Here is a 17,041-nt window from a genome sequence, read left to right on the forward strand (position 1 = left end):
TGCCCTCACACCCCACGGCCGTGCCGACCTCATCGCCACACACCAGGCCACCGCAGGCTCCCGTGCGGGTGTGACCGTCCTCTACGAGACCAGCCGACGACGACACTGAGCCGTACGTCTGCTGCCTACGGCCCCGCTGCCGCACTGACGCCTCTCCGTCGCCTGACCCACTCAGCTCAGCAGGTCGTCGCGCCGATCCCGCAGGTAGGGGTTCGCCCGGCGGGACTCCGCCAACTCCGCTGCGCTGACCCGGCCGACCAGCAGCTCCTCGCCCACACCGGCAGAGACCACCGGGGCGCCGTCGGGCCCAGCGATGAGACTCAGCCCGTTGTACTCGAACGACTCGTCGGCCCCGGTGTAGTTCGCGTAGGCCACATACATCTGGTTCTCGAGCGCTCGGGCCGGCACCAGCAGTCGGGAGACCGCCTCGAAGCCGACCATGTTCGCTGTCGGCACCACCACCAGGTCCGCTCCGGCGAGCGCCAGCCGCCGCGCGGTCTCGGGGAACTCCACGTCGTAGCAGATGGCCAGGCCGATGCTCCAGCCGCGCCAGTCGGCCACCAACCCCGCACCAGACAGCCCCTCCTCGGCAAAACCTGTCCTGTCGAACTGCCGCGCGTCGACGTCTCCGAAGCGGTGCAGCTTCCGCCAGCGCAGCAGCTCGGTCCCCCGCTCGTCGATGAACGCCGCGCTGTTGTACACGCACGGACCGTCGCGCTCGGGGAACCCGTGGCAGATCGCTACGCCGTGCGTCCTGGCGATCTCCGCCATCCGCGTCCGCGCCGGCCCACCCGACTCCTCGGCGAACGCCTCCACGGCGGCCCGGCCGATGGCGTAGCCGCTCAGGTGCATCTCCGGAAGCACCAGCAGGTCCGCACCGGCCGTCGCGGCCTCGGCGGCCAGACGGTCCGTCCGAGACAGCGCACGCTCGACGGCGTCGTCGCCGATCTCCACCGGCGGCACCTGCGCCAGAGCCAGGGTCAGGGACTCCACCGTGGCGTCCACAGCCGTCATCTCCTCACCCGCCTCAGTCCGGGAGCCGCACGGGCCGCAGCTCGTCGAACACGTCCCCGGGGCCCGGGTTCTCCGGGGCGCTCGATCCGCCGACGTGCGTCATGATCCCCCAGACGGCGTTGAGCGCAGTCTGCACCGCCCCTTCCGCCCAGGCGGGCGTGAAGGAGATGTCGTCTCCGGCCAGGAAGATCCCGCGCTCGGCCTCCGGCAGGTCCCGCTGGACGAAGTGGGAGTACATGCGTTCGTTGTAGCGGTAATGCCCGGGCAGGGCCCCCTTGAACGCTCCGAGGAAGTAGGGGTCGTTCTCCCAGGAGACCGTGATGGGCTCGCCGATCACGTGGGAGCGGATGTCGACGTCGGGGTAGATCCGGCTCAGCGCATCCAGGGCGAGGTCCACTCGGCGCTGGACCGGGTGGGGCAGCATCTTGAGCGCATCGCTCATCCAGGAGTAGCTCAGGCAGATGACCCCGGGCCGGTCGGGGCCGTCGTCGAACAGGTACGTGCCGCGGGTCAGCCGGTCGGTCAGCGTCATGCTCATCGCCTCCCGCCCGGAGGTGGAGTCGACGTCGCGCCAGAAGGGACGGTCCACCACGACGAAGGTCTTGGCCGACTGCATGTAGCGGGTACGGTCCAGCGCCATCCACAGCTCCTGGGAGAGCAGCTCCTCCTCCACGTCCACCTGGGTGGTCAGCAGCCAGGATTGGCAGGTGGCCAGCACGGCGTCGTACCGGCGCTCCTCCCCGGTGTCGTCGACGACGGCGAATCGCCCGTCCGCAGCCCGGGACACCCGGGTCACCGCACCTCGGGGGGTACCCTCGTGCAGCTCGGCCAGTGAGGTGCCCGCCGGCCAATGGGCCGCGTCGTCGACCGGGCGGGCCCAGATGCCGCGGGGCACCTGCTCGACGCCGCCGCGGATGAGGTGCTGGTCGTCGTCGAACTCGCAGACGGCGACCCGCAGGATCTCCAGCATGGTGTTGGGGAAGTCCGAGTCCCAGCCGCCGGTGCCGAAGCCCACCTGGCCGAAGACCTCCCGGTGCCGGAAGGACAGCCGGGAGAACTCCTCGGAGGAGGCGATGAATTCGTAGAAGCTGTGGTCGTCCCAGGCCGGCACCAGCTCGTCCCAGATCTGCTTGACCGCCGCGGCGTCCCGCCGGCGCATGGCCTCCTGGAGCGCGTTCAGGTGCAGCACCGAGTCCAGGGCGCCGTCCCAGGCATGGGCGATCTCCTGGAACAGCTGCGGCAGATCCTCGAGCGTGCGGGCATACCAGGACTCACCACCGAGCTCGATCACAGTGCTGCCGGCCGCCTCGGTGAGCGGATTCGGGAACGGGGCGGTCTGCAGGCCCAGCATGTCGACGTAGTGGTAGAAGGCCGCAGAGGAGCGGGGGAACCGCATGCCGCCGAGCTCGGCGATGACCTCTGAGGAATCCTGGCCGGGCATGCGGAACGGTTCGGAACGCAGCCGTCCGCCGAGTCGTTCGGCCTCGTGGACCACCGGGCGCAGCCCCAGACGCATCAGCTCATAGGCTGCCACCAGTCCGGCGATGCCGCCGCCGATGATCGCCACCTCTCGCCCGTGGGCCGCGGGTGGCAGGCTCCCCAGCCCGGCGGGGTGCTCCAGCCACCGGTCGTAGGGGAAGGGAAAGTCAGGCCCGAAAGCCGTCAACCGGTCTGGCGTCTGCGTCATTGCATCCTCTCTGGTCAGTCGAGGTGATGCTAGCAACACCTCACGCATCGCACCATGTCACCGAGGCATCCGCCCGTGAACTCCTCCCCGACGGGAGGTCATGGGTATCCTGTCCCCATGGCTATGGCTCAAGTGCGGGACGTCGCAGCACATGCCGGCGTCTCGCCGGCGACCGTCTCCAACGCGCTGAATCACCCGGAGAAGGTCTCCTCCGCCACGCGTGAGCGGGTCCTGGCCGCGATCGACGAGCTGGGCTACGTGCGCAACGACGCCGCCCGGCAGCTGCGCCAGCGGCAGAATCGCGCCGTGGGGATGATCGTGCTCGACGTCGCCAACCCGTTCTTCGCCGACGTCGCCTCCGGCGCGGAGAAGGGGCTGGTCGAGATGAACCGCCCCCTGCTGCTGGGGAATTCGGGGCAGGACAGCACGCGCGAGCTGGCCCACCTACGCCTGTTCGAGGAGCAGCGGGTGGCCGGCCTGCTGATCTCGCCGGTCGGGGACGTGCTGCCCCGCCTGCGGCGCCTCAAGGAACGGGGCACCGCCGTGGTGATCGTGGACCGCAAATCCGGGGCGGACGAGTTCTCCTCGGTCTCCACCGACGACCGTCTCGGCGGGCGCCTGGCCGCGGACCATCTGATCAGCCACGGAAGACGACGTCTCGTGGTGATCGGTGGCCCGCTGAACATCCGGCAGGTGGCGCACCGCTATGCCGGTGCCGAGGCTGCGGCGCAGGAGCACGACGGCGTCAGCGTGCGCATGTGCGACACCGGCGCCATGGATTCAGAGTCCGGACGCCAGGCCACCCGTGACCTGCTGGACCTGCCTGCGGCCGAGCGGCCTGATGCGATCTTCGCGACCAATGATCTGGTGGCCCTGGGGGTGCTCCAGGAGCTCGCCCGTGCCGGTGTGCAGGTCCCTGGGGACATCGCGCTGATCGGTTACGACGACATCGAGTTCGCCGCCTCAGCGACGGTGCCGATCAGCTCCGTGCGGCAGCCCGCGGCAGAGATGGGTGAGCGGGCGGCCGAGCTGCTGGTCTCGGCGATCGACGATCCGGACGCGCCGGTCCAGCATCCGGTGTTCACCCCGACGCTGGTGCCGCGCGAGTCCACGGTCGGGGCCTGAGCTCAGGCGTTCAGGAGCACCACCGCACGGGCATCACCGCACAGGCATCACACGATGCTGAAGCAGCAGTAGTCATACAGGTTATCCACTTATACGATCACTGCCATGACCTGCTCCCCTGACACCATCCGGCACATCCGGCTCTCCACCGCCACGCTGCCGCTGGGCACCCCCATCTCCGACGCCAAGGTCTTCACCGGCCGCCAGAAGCCGATGACCGAGGTCGTCTTCCTCTTCGCCGAGATCACCACCGCCCAGGGCCATCATGGCGTGGGGTTCTCCTACTCCAAACGCGCCGGCGGCCCCGCGCAGTACGCCCATGCCCGGGAGGTCGCGGGGAACGTCATCGGCGAGGATCCGAACGACATCGCCAAGCTGTACGACATGCTGCTCTGGGCCGGGGCCTCGGTGGGGCGCTCCGGCGTGGCCACCCAGGCGTTGGCTGCCATCGACATCGCGCTCTACGACCTGAAGGCCCGGAGAGCGGACCTGCCGCTGGCCAAGCTGCTCGGCGCCCACCGGGACTCCGTACGCACCTATGACACCTCCGGCGGCTTCCTCCACGCCTCCGTCGAGGAGATCACCGCACGCGCCGATCGGTCCCTGGCCGAGGGCATCGGCGGCATCAAGATCAAGGTCGGCCTGCCGGACACCGCCGAGGACCTGCGCCGGGTGACCGCGGTGCGCGCACACCTCGGCGACGAGGTCCCGCTCATGGTCGACGCCAACCAGCAGTGGGACCGCACCACCGCCCTGCGCATGGGCCGCCGCCTCGAGGCGTTCGACCTCACCTGGATCGAGGAGCCCCTCGACGCCGACGACGCCGACGGTCATGCCGCGCTGGCCACCGCCCTGGACACCCCGATCGCCACCGGGGAGATGCTGGCCTCGGTCGCGGAGCACGAGCGGCTGATCGATGCCCGCTCCTGCGACATCATCCAGCCGGACGCGCCACGCGTCGGCGGCATCACCCCGTTCCTGCGGCTCGCGACCCTGGCTCACCGCGCCGGGCTCGGACTGGCCCCGCATTTCGCGATGGAGATCCACCTGCACCTGGCCGCCGCCTACCCGACCGAACCCTGGGTGGAGCACTTCGACTGGCTGAACCCGCTGTTCGAGGAACGCCTGGAGATCGCGGACGGCCGCATGCTGGTGCCTGACCGGCCGGGCCTGGGCATCACGCTCAGCGAGCAGGCCCGCGCCTGGACCACCGAGACGGTGGAGTTCGGCACCCGCTGAGCCGGCCCCCTCCGTCAGGCAGAATCTGCGCATGAGCATCCACCGCACCGCCGCGCTGACCGAGGCCCTGCGCCGTCAGATCCTCGACGGCGAGATCGCCGTCGGCGAGAAGCTGCCCTCCGAGGCGCAGCTGATCGCCGCCCACGGCGTCAGCCGCACCGTGGTCCGTGAGGCGTTGGGGCGCCTGCAGGCGGCCGGGCTGATCCGCACCCGGCGCGGGGCCGGCAGCTTCGTCCTCACCCCGCCGGTCCAGCACCGAGCTGACGCTCCGCCACCGCCGCGCACTCCCGAGGAGCGCGTCGCCCTCATCGAGTACCGGACGGCGCTGGAGTGTGAGACCGCCGCCCTGGCCGCCGGACGCCGCAGCCCCGCCCAGCTGGCAGCCTTGCAGGCCACGCTCGACGCCTTCACCGCAGGCGCCGATCATCCGGCCACCGCGGTCGATCAGGACTACGCCTTCCATCGCGAGCTCGCCGTCGCCTCCGGGAATCCGCACCTGCTCGCCGCCGTCGAACAGCTGGGCCCCGCGATGATCGCCATGCCACGCACCCGGTTGTCCTCCGGGGAGGACGCCGGACCGGTCAGCCAGCCGCTGGCCGAGCATCAGACAGTGCTCGACGCCGTCCGCGAGGGTGATCCCGCCGCGGCCGCCGCGGCGATGCGCAGCCACCTCAGCGCCTCACGACGGCGGGTGCTCGCGGACTGAGCACCCTCCCCACCCGGCACCGTGCCATGCCTCTTCGGCATCACGACCGGATCGCGGGCGCATCACCTTGAAGGCCTGTCACCTACATGACACGATGATGCCGGAAAGGGATCACAATTCCCTCTATCAATACTTGGAGTGCATGGTGTTCACGCTGGACCAGATCCGCAGCTTCGTCGCCGTCGCCGAGGAGCTGCATTTCGGCCACGCCGCCGAGCGGCTCAACATGACCCAGCCGCCGCTGAGTCGCCAGATCCAGAAGCTGGAGAAGACGGTCGGCGTGCAGCTCATCGAGCGCGACAACCGGAAGGTCGCCCTGACCACGGCCGGCACCGCCTTCCTCGCCGATGCACGAAAGCTGCTCATCGCCTCCGAGCAGGCTCCGCTGACCGCCCGGCGCATCGCCCGCGGACAGGCCGGAGTGCTGCGCATCGGCTTCACCGCCGCCTCCGGCTTCTCCGTGCTGGGCAGCCTGCTCACCACCCTGGCCGAGCAGCTGCCCGACGTCGACATCGACCTGCATGAGCAGGTCACCCGAGAACAGGTCGACGCTCTGACCCACGGCGAACTCGATCTCGGCCTCGCCCGCCCGCCCATCGACCCCGAGCACTTCGAATCACGGCTCCTGCAGTCCGAGGCGCTGCTGCTCGCCGTCCCGGAGGAGCACCCGCTGACTGCCCTGGGCCGGCCGATCACCGGAGAGGACCTCCAGGAGGCCCCGCTGATCATGTACTCCCCCACCACCGCCCGCTACTTCTACGACCTCGCCATCCGCAACGTGCCGATCCAGCACGGCAACGTGGTCCACACGGTCAGCCAGATCCTCACGATGGTCTCGCTGGTGGCCGCCCGACGCGGAGTCGCCTTCGTCCCCGAATCCGCTCAGCGGCTCGGTGTCCCCGGAGTGCGGCACCTGCCCCTGGCGGACCAGACCGACCACGTCGAGCTGCACGCCATCTGGCGCCGCGGGCACCAGAACCCGGCCCTGCGCCGACTGCTCGCCGTCCTCGAGGAGTCACCGTGAACCACGCGGAGCTGACTGAACCTCAGGCGCATGACTGCAGCCTCTGTCATACCTCCACGGCATATCCCCATACAAAAGCGGCCTTGGACGCCCCTCCGAGCGCGTTCCTACAGTGAAGGTCATGGCTCGCCCGCGGCACACGCCGCACCCGAGTGCTCCTCCCCGACGGCCGACATCCGGCCCCGCCTCTCATCGGAAGGTCCCTTCGTGTCCCAGCACCCAGCCCAGCAGTTCAGCCCCGCCGAGCTCGCCGCCCACCTCAAGGACGGACTGCTCTCCTTCCCCGTCACGGCCTTTACCGAGGACCTCACAATTGACGAGGACCGGTACCGCGAGCACCTCGACTGGCAGGCGCGCCAGGGCGTGGCCGGGCTGTTCGCCGCCGGCGGCACCGGCGAAGGGTTCAGCCTCACCGGTGAGGAGAACGCCCGCATCGTGCGGCTCGCGGTGGAGGAGGCCGGCGCCCACGTGCCGGTGCTCGGCTCCGCCGGAGGGTCCACCTCCCAGGCCGTGGCCAACGCGCAGGCCGCCGAGGCGGCCGGCTGCCAGGGACTGCTGCTGCTGCCGCCCTACCTCACCGAATGCGACCAGCAGGGCCTGCAGGCCCACGTCGACGCCGTCTGCGCGGCCACGGACATCGGCGTGATCGTCTACAACCGCGCCAATGCGGTCTACTCCGCCGAGACCGTCGCCCGGCTGGCGGAGACCCACGAGAACTTCATCGGCTTCAAGGACGCCACCGGTGACATCGAGGCCGTCACCAAAGTGGTCGCCGCCAACGGCGACCGGCTCTTCTACCTGGGCGGACTGCCCACCGCCGAGACCTTCGCCCTGCCGATGCTGCAGCTGGGCATGAGCACCTACTCCTCGGCCATGTACAACTTCGTCCCCGAGTTCGCCCTGGAGTTCTACGCCGACGTGCGCCGCCAGGACCGCGCCGCCGTCACCGAGAAGCTCACCCGCTTCGTGCTGCCGTACCTGGAGATCCGGGACCGGGTGAAGGGCTACGGAGTCTCCATCGTCAAGGGCGGACTGAAGGCCGTGGGACGCGACGCCGGCCCCGTCCGCCCGCCGCTGCAGGACCTCGCCGCCGAGGACCTGCAGGACCTCCGCGACCTGATCGAGGCCGCCGGAATCCGCCCCGCGAACCCCACCCCCGCCCTCTCCGCCGTCTGAGAGGATCGGCATCAGACGCCCCGCACCCACAAGGAGCTGAGCATGACCGCACAGACCACCGCATCCACCCTCACCGGGCAGTCGCTCATCGCCGGACGTTCCGTGACCGGCACCGGCCGCACCGTCACCGGCTTCGACCCCTCCACCGATGAGGTGCTCGAACCGGGGTACACGCTGATCGACGAATCCCAGCTCGCCGAGGCCACCGCCGCGGCCGCGGAGGCGTGCCCGAGCTTCTCCCAGCTCGACCCCGAGACCCACGCCGCCTTCCTGGAGCAGGTCGCCGCGAACATCGACGCCCTCGACGAGGAGCTCACCACCCGCGCCATGGCGGAGACCGGCCTCCCCGAGGCACGCCTGGTCGGTGAGCGCGGACGCACCGTGAACCAGCTGCGGCTCTTCGCCGCCGTCGTGCGGCAGGGCGACTTCCGGGGCGCCCGACTGGACACCCCCGACCCGCAGCGCAGCCCGCTGCCGAAGCCGGACGTCCGCCAGCGCCGCATCCCGCTGGGGCCGGTGGCCGTCTTCGGCGCCTCCAACTTCCCGCTGGCCTTCTCCACCGCCGGCGGCGACACCGCCTCCGCCCTGGCCGCCGGCTGCCCCGTGGTGTTCAAGGCCCACAACGCCCACCCCGGGACCTCCGAGCTGGTGGGCCGGGCGATCACCGACGCCGTCGCGGCCTTCGACCTGCACCCCGGCGTGTTCTCGCTGATCTACGGCCCGGGCGCCTCCATCGGCCAGGCGCTGGCCTCCGACCCGGTCATCCAGGCGGTGGGCTTCACCGGCTCCCGTGCTGCCGGGGTGTCCCTGATGAAGGCCGCCGCGGCACGGGAAGTGCCGATCCCGGTGTACGCGGAGATGAGCTCCATCAACCCGGTGTTCCTCTTCGACGGCGCACTCTCCGGCGGCCCGGAGTCCGTGCAGAACCTGGCCTCCGCCTACCTGACCTCGGTGACCGGGTCCTCCGGGCAGCTGTGCACCTCCCCGGGCCTGGTCTTCGTGCCGACCGGTGAGGCCGGTGACGCCTTCGTCGCCGCCGTCGGTGAGACCGCCGCCGGGCTCAGCGGCCAGACCATGCTCACCCGGTCCATCGCCGAATCCTGGAACGCCGGGGTCGAGCAGCTGGGCACCCAGGCCGGCGTGGAGCTGGTCGGCCGCGGCAGCACCGGCGACGGCGCCAACGCCCCCGCCCCGGTGGTGTTCAGCGCGACGACCGCGCAGTTCCTGGACAACTCGGTGCTGCACGAGGAGATCTTCGGCGCGGCCTCCCTGGTGGTCCGCTACGACGGCGTCGAGGACCTGCTGGCCGCTGCAGGCCGCCTGGAGGGCCAGCTCACCGCCACCCTGCACCTCACCGAGGCCGACCACGAGACCGCCCGGCCCCTGGTGCCGGTCCTGGAGCAGAAGGCCGGGCGCATCCTGGCCAACGGGTGGCCCACCGGTGTGGAGGTCGGCCACGCGATGGTCCACGGCGGACCGTTCCCCGCGACCTCCGACTCCCGGACCACCAGCGTGGGCACGCTGGCGATCGAGCGGTTCCTGCGCCCGGTGGCCTACCAGAACCTGCCCGAGGAGCTGCTGCCCGCCCCCATGCAGGCCGCCAACCCGTGGAGCCTCAACCGGCGGGTGGACGGACAGATCCAGCTCAACGGCTGACCCCGCCCCATCCACACACAGACAGAAGGGCCGAGCCGGATCTCCGGCTCGGCCCTTCTGTCTGTGCAGATCAGCGCTGATCAGTCACGCGTGATCAGCCAGGGGTGATCAGAAGCTCTCCTGACCTTGCGGGTTCAGCTCGGTCAGGTCCCGGCGGGCATCACCGTCGATGGACGGGTCCAGCTGGAACGTGTCGAAGCCGATGGACAGGTCCGAGGAGTACACGTAGCCGTTGTAGTAGTACGACGACCAGGTGCCGCCGTCGCTGATGCCCTCGCCGCGGTCGAACCAGGCGACCTCCTCCGGGTTCGCCGAGTCGGTGAAGTCGAACACCGAGACGCCGCCCTGATACCAGGACTGCACCATCAGGTCGCGGCCCTCCACCGGGATCAGCGAGCCGTTGTGCGCCACGCAGTTCTCGTTCTCCGAGTTGATGCGCGGGATCTTGTAGTAGGAGGCGAACTCCAGCTCGCCGTCGACGATGTCATAGATGGCGTTCGCGCCGAGGGTCTCGCCGAACTCCTCGGTGCAGGTGGCCCAGCCGCCGCCGCCGAGCTCATCGGTGAAGACCACCTTACTGGCGTCATTGTTGAACGTCGCCGAGTGCCAGAAGGCGAAGTTCTCCACATCACGCACCTGGCTGATGACCTTCGGCCGCTTGCGGTCGGAGATGTCCATCAGGATGCCGTCGCCCATGCAGGCGCCGGCGGCGAGGTCGTGCTCGATGTAGGTGGTGATGTCATGGCAGCCGCTGGTCGCGGTGTACCCGCCGCGGTCATCGCCCTCGTAGCCGCCGTCGGGGAACAGCACCGGCTCGGAGGCCACCTTGGCGGCGTGCGGCGCGTTGACCGGGATCTGCACCACCGAGATAAGGTCATGCGGCGGCTGGCAGTTCGCCAGCGCCGGGTTCGGGAAGTACGAAGAGACGTAGACGTAGAGCATGTTGCCGTGCTTCGCCGGCGCCAGCGAGTTGGTGTGGGAGCCGCATTTCGTCTCCACAGCCTTCACATACTCCGGCGAGGACGGGTCACTGATGTCGAAGATCCGCAGCCCCTCCCAGTACTCCTGGGTGTCGGAGGTGCGGTCGGCGCCGCAGGTGTCGTCCTCCATACGAGCGTCGACGGAGAGCACCAGAACGTCCTTGTACACCGAGACGTCGTTCTGCGGGCCCGGACAGTGGACCTGCACGAGCTGCTCGGGGTTCGCCGGGTCGGCGAGGTCGTAGACGGTGAAGCCGTCATAATTGCCCACATAGGCGTACTCGCCCTGGAAGGCGATGTCGGAGCCGGTGGACTGCAGCGGCCCGTTCTTCGGCACGTTGCTCAGATGCTCCATGTTGTGGCTGGCCACTTCGCCGGGCCCGACGTCGGGCTCCCCGGGGCCGCTCTCCAGCTGGTTCAGCCGCTCGATGACCTCCTGTTCGTCGAAGGCCTCCTCGCTGACCTCCTCCTCGCTGAAGAAGTCCTCGTGGAAGGCACCCTCGTTGAAGGCGTCCTCGGGGACGGTGGAGCCGTCGTCCGGGGCAGCGGCGGCGAGCGGGGCCGACAGGGTCATGACAGTTCCAGCCAGCAACACGGACATGGTCGCACCCGCACCGGCCTTCGCCTGATGTCGAGTGATTCGTGGAAGACGCACGGGCGTCAACACCTCCTAGATCGGATACAGGTAGTATTACGAATCAACTAGTTCAGGTCTAGGGTTGACCACAGAATTGTTCGCCCGATCACCTACTGATGGAGAGACTTCTCTGTGACACTCCTCACCCTCATCACCCCAGGTCAGCATCAAGGCTCCGCCGCACGGCCGACGTCTGATCGTCATCGGATGGTCCTGTGCGCAGCGCTGCTGGGCGGCGCACTCGCCCTGGCCGGCTGCGGGAATGAGGGCCCGGGGCCCGAGGAGGCGGCCGCGCCGTCATCCTCGGTGCTGCTGCCCTCCGGGCCCGGGGAGGACACCGAGCGGGTGGACCCGGAGGACTCTGAGGGTGTACAGGTTCTCAGCGACGAGTGGAATGACGTGGACACGGAGTTCATGACCATGATGATCGCCCATCATGCCCAGGCCCTCGAGATGACCGCCCTGGTCCCGGCCCGCGCGGAGTCTGAGCAGCTGGTCACCTTCGCAGAGCGGATGCACCTGGCCCAGAAGGGCGAGATCGGCTACATGGCGGACTGGCTGGAGGCCCGCGATCAGCCGGTCCCTCAGGAGGCCCGGGAGGTCGCCGAGGGCGAGATCCCCTCACCGGGCACCCACTCCCACGGCGAGACTCCGATGCCGGGGATGCTCAGCCAGGAGGAGATGACAGCACTGCGGCAGACCGAGGGCGAGGAGTTCGACCGCCTCTTCCTCGAAGGCATGATCGTCCACCATGAGGGCGCCCTGGAGATGAGCGAAGGCGCCCAGGCCCACGGCATCGACCTGGCCGTCCAGGAGCTCGCCGGCCACGTGCACTCCGACCAGGCTGCGGAGATCTCCCGACTGGAGCAGCTGCTGGACGAGCTCTGAGGCGAAAGCGTCAGGCCCTCCCCGCTCAGCCGCACACAGAAAGCACCCCATGTGGGAGATCACACCCTCCACATTGGGGGGGGTGCGAGCTCATAAGATCTCGTCAACGGGATACGATTCCAGGGGACTCGCGCGTGGAGCCGACTCCTGTCGGCTCCGACACCGGGGCCTCAGCCACCCTCCGCGACGACGGCGACCTCCCCCGCCCGGACGGTCAGGTCTCCACCCACTTCGGCGCCGGTGATCAGCTCACGGCCATCGGCGGCGATGACGGCGTCCTGCCCCGTGTGATTGAGCACGAAGAGATACGTCTCTCCGTCTTCGCCGTGGCGGCGCACGACGTCGACGCCCTCCGGCGCCTCGACCACAGCCGTCACGCCGGCCTCATCGAGCACCGAGCCCATGAGCCGACGCAGCGTGGCGGCGTCGGGGCGGGTGCCCAAGTACCAGGCCGCACCCTGGCCAACCGGACGTCGCGTGACCGCCGGCCGCCCGGCCAGCGGACCCTCGGCCCAGGTGTGCACCGCGGCGGCACCCCCCAGATGGGTGTTCTCCGCCCAGAACTCGCCACGGCCGCCGCCGTGGAAGGCGTGGGACTCCTCGCCCTGCAGGGGCCAGAACTCCTCGGTGCGGATGCCCAGCAGCTCACGGAACGCCCCGGGATAGCCGCCCAGCCGGACGGCGTCGTGCTCGTCCACGATGCCGCTGAAGAAGCTGATCAGCACCGACGCCCCGGCCTCGGCGGTATCGGCCAACGCCTGCACGTGCTCATCCCGGACCAGATACAGGGAGGGCACCACGATGGCACGGTAGCTCGCGAGGTCGGCGGAGGGGTGGACGACGTCGACTGTCACCCCGGCCAGCCACAGCGCCCGATAGAGGTGCATGACCTCCTCCGGATAGGAGAAGTCGTTGCGCGGATGGGAGTCCAGCTCGGAGGCCCACCAGGCCTCATAGTCGAACACCAGCGCCACGCGCGCGTCCACGGTGGCCCCCTTCACCGGCTCCAGAGCCCGCAGCGTCTCCCCCAGCCGGACGGTGGTGCCGAAGACCTCGGAGTCCGGGCCGGCATGCGGGACCATCGCCGAGTGGTACTTCTCCGCCCCGGCGGCCGACTGCCGCCACTGGAAGAACATCACCGCATCCGCTCCGCGGGCCACATGCCCCAGCGAATCGCGGAGCATCTCCTCCGGGGACTTGGTGCGATTGTGCAGCTGCCAGTTCACCGCACTGGTGGAGTGCTCCATCAGCATCCAGGGGCGCCCTGCGGCCACACCACGGGTGAGATCGGCGCTGAAGGCCAGCTCGATGTGGCGCTCGTCGTCGTCGGCGATCGTGTAGTGATCGGTGGCGATGACGTCCATCTCTGCGGCCCAGGAGAAGTAGTCCATGGTCTTGGACCGGGTGGTGCACATGAAGTTCGTGGTCACCGGGACGCTCGGGGTCACCTCGCGCAGGATGTCCTTCATCTCCCGGAAGTAGGCCAGCAGCTCGTCCGAGGAGTACCGATGGAAGTCCAGCTGCTGGGTGGGGTTCACGAACATCGGAGCCTTGCGCGGCGGCAGGACCTCCTCGAAGCTGCTGTACCGCTGGGACCAGAACGCCGTCCCCCAGGCGGCGTTGAGCTCCTCCACCGTGCCGTAGCGGGCCTGAAGCCAGGCGCGGAAGGCCGCCGCGGCGTCGTCGGAGAAGTCATGGGCGTTGTGGCAACCCAGCTCATTGCCCACATGCCACAGGGCCAGGGCCGGATGCTGCGCATAACGTTCCGCGATCGCCCGGGTCATCCGCAGCGCATACTCGCGGAACACTGGGGAGGAGACGGAATAGGCCTGCCGCGCACCCGGCCAGTAGACGGTGCCGTCGGCATCCTGCGGAAGGATCTCCGGGTGCCGGTGGGTCAGCCAGGGCGGCGGGGAGGCGGTGGCGGTGGCCAGTGCCGCCGAGACTCCGCGACCGTGGAGACGGTCCAGCACCTCGTCGAGCCAGCCCCAGTCATACTCACCCTCGCGGGGCTCGAGCATCGCCCAGGAGAAGATTCCCACGCTGACCAGGTTCACCCCGGCCTGCTGCATGAGCTCGACATCCTCCTCCCGGACGTCCTGGGGCCACTGCTCGGGGTTGTAGTCGCCGCCGTAGGCGAGGCCGTGCACCGCTGGCCAGCCGAGGCGGGTGGTGTCGCGGGAGGTGGTGTCGTGCTCCGGGGCGGTCATGCGTCTCATCTCCTGATCGCGGGGCCGGGGAGCCCTGGTCGGTGAAGCCCCGGGCCGGGGACCCCGGGTCGATGAAGCCCCGTCAAGATTCCCCTACCCCTCGAATATGACAGGGGTCAGGGAATCTTGACGGGGTGCAAGGGGATCAGCGCAGCTCGGTCTCCATCTCAGAGATCATCTGCGCGGCGGCGTCCTGCGGGGAGAGCCGGTCGAAGAAGACCTCCAGCTCATAGCGCTGCAGGATCTGCTGCATCGCGGAGAACCCCATGGCCGGCACGGGCTCGGGCTCCCCGATCTCTCCCTCGATCTCCTCGATGAACTCGGCCGAGGTCAGGTCGGCGCCGTCGATCTGGTCGACGACTGACTCACGGACCTCGAGGTTCGTCGGCAGACCGCGGTCGGTCAGATTGGCCTCACCGGCCTCCGCAGAGTTGATCATGAAGTCCACGAACTGCTGGGCCTCCTCCGGGTGATCGGTGGTGGAGGCCACCGACATCAGCATCGTGGACTTGAACCACATGCCGTTGTCCTCGGCGCTGCCGGTGTGGGAGGGCATGCGCAGCGGGACCAGGTCCGTGCCGGCCGCACCGGACATCGCAGAGAGCTGGTTGGTCCACCACATGCCCATCGCCACCTCACCCGAGGCGGTCATGGACTCGTCCGGACCGGGGGTCTGGTCCTCCGCGATCACCGAGGCCGGCGGATAGCCACCCTCCTCCATGAGCTCGTAGAGGTGCTCGAAGTACTCGGCGGCGTCCTCCTCGGTGAAGCCGAGCTCGCCGTCGTCGGTGGTGAGGTTCTTGTCCTGCTGGCGCAGCCAGATCTGCAGGTCGGCCGGCTGACCCGGGCCGGTGGCGCCGTAGACGCCGTCGACGTTCTCGCTGATGGTGGAGGTGATCTCCCGGTAGTCGTCCCAGGTCCAGGTGGTGTCATCGGGCAGATCCACGCCGGCTTGGTCGAAGATGTCCGGGTTGGCCATCATCACCATGGCGTTGATGCCGGTGGTGAGGCCGATCAGCCCGTCCTCGGTGCGGCCGTTCTCCACCACGTCCGGATCCAGGGCGGAGGTGTCCACCTGGTCCATGTCGAGCAGGGCACCACGGTCGGCGTATTCGCGCAGGTAGGCGTCGTCCATCTGGACGATGTCCGGCATCTCTCCGGCGGCGGTCTGGGTGGCCAGCTGGTCCCAGTAGCCGGACCAGTCGCCGAACTCCGGAGTGACCGTGATGCCGGGGTTCTGCTCCTCGAAGGCGTCGATGATCTCCTGGGTGGCCTGATGACGGGAGTCGGAGCCCCACCAGGCGAAGCTCAGCTCGACGTCGCCGCCGTCGTCGCCCCCGCAGGCGGTCAGGGCGAGGGCACCGACAGTGGCCGCCGCGGCAAGTCTGGCGGAACGGAGGGGACGGCCGGTGCGGCCGATCGCGCATGAACGGGGGCTGGGCATGAGGGGAACTCCATCTGCAGGTGCGTGCAATGCCGCCTGGATCATCAGAGATCTGACCATCCGGCGTTGAAACGATTTTCTCTCACGATAGATGTGACGCCACTCACCTGTCAATACGGGTCGGAAAGCGCAGTCCGAGCCGGCGAGGCGGGCGGTGCGATCGGCAGATCAACCCTTGACAGGCAAGTGATCACTTGCCTAAAGTCAGCTCATGGCCGACGTCTTCAAAGCCCTGGCCGACCCCACACGGCGGGCGATCCTCGACGGGCTCCTCGAGCACGACGAGCAGACGCTGTTCGAGATCTGTTCGCGGCTCTATGCCACGCACCAGCTCGGCCTCTCGCGCCAGGCCATCTCCCAGCACATCGACATGCTGGAGGAGGCGGGCCTGGTGGAGACCTCGCGCCGCGGCCGATTCAAGATCCACCGCCTCGACACCACACCGCTGGAGTCCCTCGTGGACCGCTGGCTCCGCCCGGCACGGGCCCTTCGGGCAGCCGGGCCCAGCACCCCCAGCACCCCTAGCACCCCCAGCACCCCCAGCACAGAGGACCCCTCATGAGACTGCATCAGTTCAGCATCATGGTCGACGACCAGGATCGCGCCCTGACCTTCTACACCGAGACGCTCGGGTTCCAGGTCCGCCACGACATCCCGCTGGGGGAGGCGCGATGGATCACCGTGGTCTCCCCCGAGGACCCGGACGGCACCGAACTGGTCCTCGAACCCAGCGGACACCCGGCGGTGGAACCGTTCAAGGAGGCGCTGGTCGCCGACGGCATCCCCTTCGCCTCCTTCGCCGTGGACGACGTCCACGCCGAGCACGAGCGGCTCACCGCTCTGGGCGTCGAGTTCACCCAGCCGCCGATGGACGTCGGCCCTGCCCTGATGGCGGTCCTCGACGACACCTGCGGCAATCTCATCCAGCTGCTCCAGCACAAGGGCTGACCGCACCCCCTGGTCGACCGAGTCATACTCAGTGATACACGTGCCATGAAGACCGCCATCTCCGTACCAGATGCGACGTTCAGGCGCGCAGAACGTGTCGCCCAGAAACACGGGATGAACAGGTCCCAGTTCTCCGCCAGGGCAGCGGAACGCTATGCCGATGAACTCGACGCCACCGATACCACCTCGACGATCGACAGCGTGGTGGATGTCGTGAACACCGATGGATCGATGCCTGCGCACCTCATGCGTGCCATCGACGACGGGCTGGGCCGCGTCCTCGGACTGCATGCATGAGCAGGGCCGT

15 protein-coding genes are annotated in these 17,041 nt (G+C 69.1%); 10 read left to right on the forward strand and 5 right to left on the reverse strand.

The window, feature by feature from the left end:
* Nucleotides 1-171 precede the first annotated feature (171 nt).
* Both ACYVKI_RS14420 and ACYVKI_RS14425 read right to left on the reverse strand, forming a co-directional pair.
* Entirely contained in the window at nt 172-1,014 is an 843-nt protein-coding gene (locus ACYVKI_RS14420; RefSeq protein ID WP_460691063.1) for a carbon-nitrogen hydrolase family protein, read from the reverse strand.
* 13 nt (nt 1,015-1,027) lie between these two features.
* Nucleotides 1,028-2,701, reverse strand: coding sequence for a flavin monoamine oxidase family protein (locus ACYVKI_RS14425; RefSeq protein WP_460691064.1), 1,674 nt, complete (start codon nt 2,699-2,701; stop codon nt 1,028-1,030).
* Nucleotides 2,702-2,818: 117 nt separating this feature from the next.
* On the opposite strand from ACYVKI_RS14425, the gene ACYVKI_RS14430 reads away from it, so the two are divergent.
* From ACYVKI_RS14430 to ACYVKI_RS14455, 6 genes are all read left to right on the forward strand, one after another.
* Nucleotides 2,819-3,826 (forward strand): LacI family DNA-binding transcriptional regulator, encoded by a 1,008-nt coding sequence (locus ACYVKI_RS14430; RefSeq protein WP_460691065.1) that lies wholly within the window; start codon nt 2,819-2,821, stop codon nt 3,824-3,826.
* Nucleotides 3,827-3,931: 105 nt separating this feature from the next.
* Nucleotides 3,932-5,065 carry an L-talarate/galactarate dehydratase gene (locus ACYVKI_RS14435; RefSeq protein ID WP_460691066.1) on the forward strand — a complete coding sequence of 378 codons (1,134 nt, stop codon included), beginning with the start codon at nt 3,932-3,934 and terminating at the stop codon, nt 5,063-5,065.
* Between the two features lie 31 nt (nt 5,066-5,096).
* Nucleotides 5,097-5,771, forward strand: coding sequence for a FadR/GntR family transcriptional regulator (locus ACYVKI_RS14440; RefSeq protein WP_460691067.1), 675 nt, complete (start codon nt 5,097-5,099; stop codon nt 5,769-5,771).
* Between the two features lie 145 nt (nt 5,772-5,916).
* The gene (locus ACYVKI_RS14445; RefSeq protein ID WP_460691230.1) at nt 5,917-6,795 is read left to right on the forward strand and encodes a LysR substrate-binding domain-containing protein; all 879 of its coding nucleotides are present in this window, start codon (nt 5,917-5,919) and stop codon (nt 6,793-6,795) included.
* A 207-nt stretch (nt 6,796-7,002) separates the two neighbouring features.
* Nucleotides 7,003-7,971 (forward strand): 5-dehydro-4-deoxyglucarate dehydratase, encoded by a 969-nt coding sequence (gene kdgD, locus ACYVKI_RS14450; RefSeq protein WP_460691068.1) that lies wholly within the window; start codon nt 7,003-7,005, stop codon nt 7,969-7,971.
* A gap of 42 nt (nt 7,972-8,013) precedes the next feature.
* On the forward strand, nt 8,014-9,627 hold the full coding sequence (locus ACYVKI_RS14455; RefSeq protein WP_460691069.1) for an aldehyde dehydrogenase (NADP(+)): 1,614 nt from the start codon (nt 8,014-8,016) through the stop codon (nt 9,625-9,627).
* A 108-nt stretch (nt 9,628-9,735) separates the two neighbouring features.
* Here the strand turns inward: ACYVKI_RS14455 and ACYVKI_RS14460 are convergent, their stop codons facing one another.
* Entirely contained in the window at nt 9,736-11,181 is a 1,446-nt protein-coding gene (locus ACYVKI_RS14460) for an LVIVD repeat-containing protein (protein WP_460691070.1), read from the reverse strand.
* A gap of 195 nt (nt 11,182-11,376) precedes the next feature.
* Here ACYVKI_RS14460 and ACYVKI_RS14465 point away from each other — a divergent pair, with 195 nt between their 5' ends.
* A complete protein-coding gene (locus ACYVKI_RS14465; protein ID WP_460691071.1) occupies nt 11,377-12,132 on the forward strand; it encodes a DUF305 domain-containing protein in 756 nt (251 codons plus the stop codon).
* Between the two features lie 170 nt (nt 12,133-12,302).
* Here ACYVKI_RS14465 and ACYVKI_RS14470 read toward each other — a convergent pair whose 3' ends face one another.
* A complete protein-coding gene (locus ACYVKI_RS14470) occupies nt 12,303-14,342 on the reverse strand; it encodes a beta-galactosidase (RefSeq protein WP_460691072.1) in 2,040 nt (679 codons plus the stop codon).
* 145 nt (nt 14,343-14,487) lie between these two features.
* Nucleotides 14,488-15,786 (reverse strand): ABC transporter substrate-binding protein, encoded by a 1,299-nt coding sequence (locus ACYVKI_RS14475; protein ID WP_460691073.1) that lies wholly within the window; start codon nt 15,784-15,786, stop codon nt 14,488-14,490.
* Nucleotides 15,787-15,997: 211 nt separating this feature from the next.
* Between ACYVKI_RS14475 and ACYVKI_RS14480 the strand changes: the two genes are divergently transcribed.
* From ACYVKI_RS14480 to ACYVKI_RS14490, 3 genes are read left to right on the forward strand one after another with little or no spacing between them, the layout of a single operon-like run.
* Entirely contained in the window at nt 15,998-16,348 is a 351-nt protein-coding gene (locus ACYVKI_RS14480) for an ArsR/SmtB family transcription factor (RefSeq protein WP_460691074.1), read from the forward strand.
* A complete protein-coding gene (locus tag ACYVKI_RS14485; RefSeq protein ID WP_460691075.1) occupies nt 16,345-16,734 on the forward strand; it encodes a VOC family protein in 390 nt (129 codons plus the stop codon). Before ACYVKI_RS14480 ends, ACYVKI_RS14485 begins: the two co-directional genes overlap by 4 nt.
* 45 nt (nt 16,735-16,779) lie before the next feature.
* Nucleotides 16,780-17,031, forward strand: coding sequence for a CopG family ribbon-helix-helix protein (locus ACYVKI_RS14490; protein WP_460691076.1), 252 nt, complete (start codon nt 16,780-16,782; stop codon nt 17,029-17,031).
* Nucleotides 17,032-17,041: the final 10 nt, after the last annotated feature.

It is taken from the genome of Nesterenkonia suensis (genome assembly GCF_054782935.1).

Excerpts from the sequence above, each read along its gene's own strand:
- ACYVKI_RS14420 (WP_460691063.1), bottom strand. The coding sequence starts at position 1,014 with ATGACGGCTGTGGACGCCACGGTGGAGTCCCTGACCCTGGCTCTGGCG.
- ACYVKI_RS14425 (WP_460691064.1), bottom strand. The coding sequence starts at position 2,701 with ATGACGCAGACGCCAGACCGGTTGACGGCTTTCGGGCCTGACTTTCCC.
- ACYVKI_RS14430 (WP_460691065.1), top strand. The coding sequence starts at position 2,819 with ATGGCTATGGCTCAAGTGCGGGACGTCGCAGCACATGCCGGCGTCTCG.
- ACYVKI_RS14435 (WP_460691066.1), top strand. The coding sequence starts at position 3,932 with ATGACCTGCTCCCCTGACACCATCCGGCACATCCGGCTCTCCACCGCC.
- ACYVKI_RS14440 (WP_460691067.1), top strand. The coding sequence starts at position 5,097 with ATGAGCATCCACCGCACCGCCGCGCTGACCGAGGCCCTGCGCCGTCAG.
- ACYVKI_RS14455 (WP_460691069.1), top strand. The coding sequence starts at position 8,014 with ATGACCGCACAGACCACCGCATCCACCCTCACCGGGCAGTCGCTCATC.
- ACYVKI_RS14460 (WP_460691070.1), bottom strand. The coding sequence starts at position 11,181 with ATGACCCTGTCGGCCCCGCTCGCCGCCGCTGCCCCGGACGACGGCTCC.
- ACYVKI_RS14470 (WP_460691072.1), bottom strand. The coding sequence starts at position 14,342 with ATGACCGCCCCGGAGCACGACACCACCTCCCGCGACACCACCCGCCTC.
- ACYVKI_RS14475 (WP_460691073.1), bottom strand. The coding sequence starts at position 15,786 with ATGCCCAGCCCCCGTTCATGCGCGATCGGCCGCACCGGCCGTCCCCTC.
- ACYVKI_RS14480 (WP_460691074.1), top strand. The coding sequence starts at position 15,998 with ATGGCCGACGTCTTCAAAGCCCTGGCCGACCCCACACGGCGGGCGATC.
- ACYVKI_RS14485 (WP_460691075.1), top strand. The coding sequence starts at position 16,345 with ATGAGACTGCATCAGTTCAGCATCATGGTCGACGACCAGGATCGCGCC.
- ACYVKI_RS14490 (WP_460691076.1), top strand. The coding sequence starts at position 16,780 with ATGAAGACCGCCATCTCCGTACCAGATGCGACGTTCAGGCGCGCAGAA.